This window comes from Rhizobium sp. P1_E6 (genome assembly GCF_056405875.1).
Window position 1 is genome coordinate 1 of the sequence record NZ_JBFUBG010000237.1, and the last position, 2024, is coordinate 2024.

Genomic DNA, 2024 nt, shown 5'->3' on the forward strand with positions numbered 1-2024 from the left:
CGATTGATGCGCTCGATCGTCCAGTCGGCAAAACGACGATGAGAGGATGGCATGTGCTCCGGTGTCGTCGTGTGCTTGCCATTGCCGCTCGAGCGTCTGTGGGCGGCGATCCGTTCACCTTTGTGGAAGATCTCGATCGTATTGGCCGTGATCCGCGTCTCGACCTGCTCACGGGCAAAGCGATAGGGTACGGAGTAAAAGTGCTTGTCGATGTCGACATGATAATCGAGACCGGCGCGGCGGATCTTCCATTCAGCAAAGACATACCGCTCGACTGGAAGCGGTCGCAGAGCTGGGTAATCAAGCTCATCGAACAACTGCCGTCTTGTGCGCCCGACGCGGCGTAGAACACGCCGCTCGTTCAAATCGGCGAGCAGTTCGACGATTGCCGCGTTGACGTCGCCAAGACTGTAGAAGATGCGATGGCGCAGCCGCCCCAGCAACCAGCGTTCGACAATGCGAACCGCGGCTTCGACTTTCGCCTTATCGCGCGGACGACGCGGCCGTGTCGGCAAAACGGCACTACCGTAATGAGCCGCCATGCCGGTGTAGGTGCGGTTGACCTGCGGATCAAAATGGCATGCCTTGATGACGGCAACCTTGGCATTGTCCGGGACGAGCAATGCCGGAGCCCCGCCCAAAGCCTCAAGCGCCAGCAGATGGCATTCGATCCAGTCTGGAAGCGTTTCGCTCCAGCGGGYATGCGCAAACGAAAGGCTCGATGCCCCGAGCACCGCAACGAACAGATGGGCCTGCCGCGTTTTCCCCGACAGCCGATCGATGACCACCGTGACCGTGTCGCCAGCATAGTCAACAAAGAGCTTTTCGCCAGCCGCATGGTCCTGGCGCATCGTCACCGGCAACTTCAGGGCCCAGCTACGATAAAGATCGCAGTAGCGGCTATAGCGATATCCGTCAGGATGAAGGCCGATATATTCGTCCCAGAGGATCTGCAGCGTCACATGCTTGCGTTTCAGCTCGAGATGAACCTGCGCCCAATCCGGCTCGGCGCTGCGACGGTGTCCCGTCTTCGTGCCTGCGGCCTTGTATAGAGCCGCCTCAAGTGTCGCGTCGCTGATATCCTCCCCAAGTGGCCAGGACAAGCCTGCGATCTCGACACGGCGTAGCGTCTCGCGCACCGTCGAGGGAGCCGCACCGACCCGCAACGCAATCGACTTGTGACCAAGCCCATCTTCAAATCTGTATCTCAAAATCTCGCGGACACGCCGCATCTTTAGTCTCTCCGCCGGCATCGCGTTCCTTCCTCTCAGCGCAACTGAAAGGTCGAACGTCTCACCAGCAGGACACCTCCACAAACGCCGCCATAAGGGGGCGGCATCATCTTGGAACAAGGGGGCGGTTAATTCTCGGAATTGGGGGGCGGCATCATTTCGGAATCAGGGGGCGACATGCCTCGGAATTTGCACTACGAGGCGCAGTTGGCGGAATAGGTTTGCAAAAGCATCGCATCATGCGCGTTTGCTGAGGGCGTCGCGCGGAAAGCCGGCAGCGAGATGGTCGATGAGAGCGCGGACTGCAGGGGACAGACCGCGCCTCGTCGCCACAGGCGCTGACCTTACTGCGTGAACCCAAGGCTGATGTTGAACGCTACGATGGTTTGCGCCTGCGGACCGCGGGAGGCCGTCATGCGTCATGATCCCGCAAGTGCTGCCGTCGTCATCATGCTGCGTACCCTGAAGATGTATGGCATGGCCCAAGCCGTCACAGACCTGATTGAGCAAGGGGCTCCAGCCTTCGATGCGGCCGTGCCCATCCTGTCCCAGTTACTGAAAGCCGAAATGGCCGCGCGCGAGGTGCGCTCGATCGCCTACCACATGAAGGCTGCTCGCTTTCCGGCCTACAAGGACATCTCCGGGTTCGACTTCGCAGCCAGCGAGATCAACGAGGCGACGGTGCGCCAACTGCACCGATGCGAGTTCATGGACGGAGCGCAGAATATCGTGCTCGTCGGTGGGCCGGGCACGGGGAAAACACATGTTGCGACCGCCCTCGGTGTCCAGGCG

General features: G+C 60.4%; 2 protein-coding genes. One reads left to right on the forward strand and one right to left on the reverse strand.

All coding sequences use genetic code 11. The features are described 5' to 3' along the window. Positions 1-1232, reverse strand: a 1232-nt coding sequence (istA, locus tag AC1D35_RS35730; protein ID WP_477942704.1) for an IS21 family transposase, incomplete at its 3' end; no start/stop codon positions are given. A gap of 414 nt (positions 1233-1646) precedes the next feature. On the opposite strand from istA, the gene AC1D35_RS35735 reads away from it, so the two are divergent. After that, positions 1647-2024: ATP-binding protein (locus tag AC1D35_RS35735; RefSeq protein ID WP_477942706.1), on the forward strand; the 378-nt coding region annotated here is incomplete at its 3' end.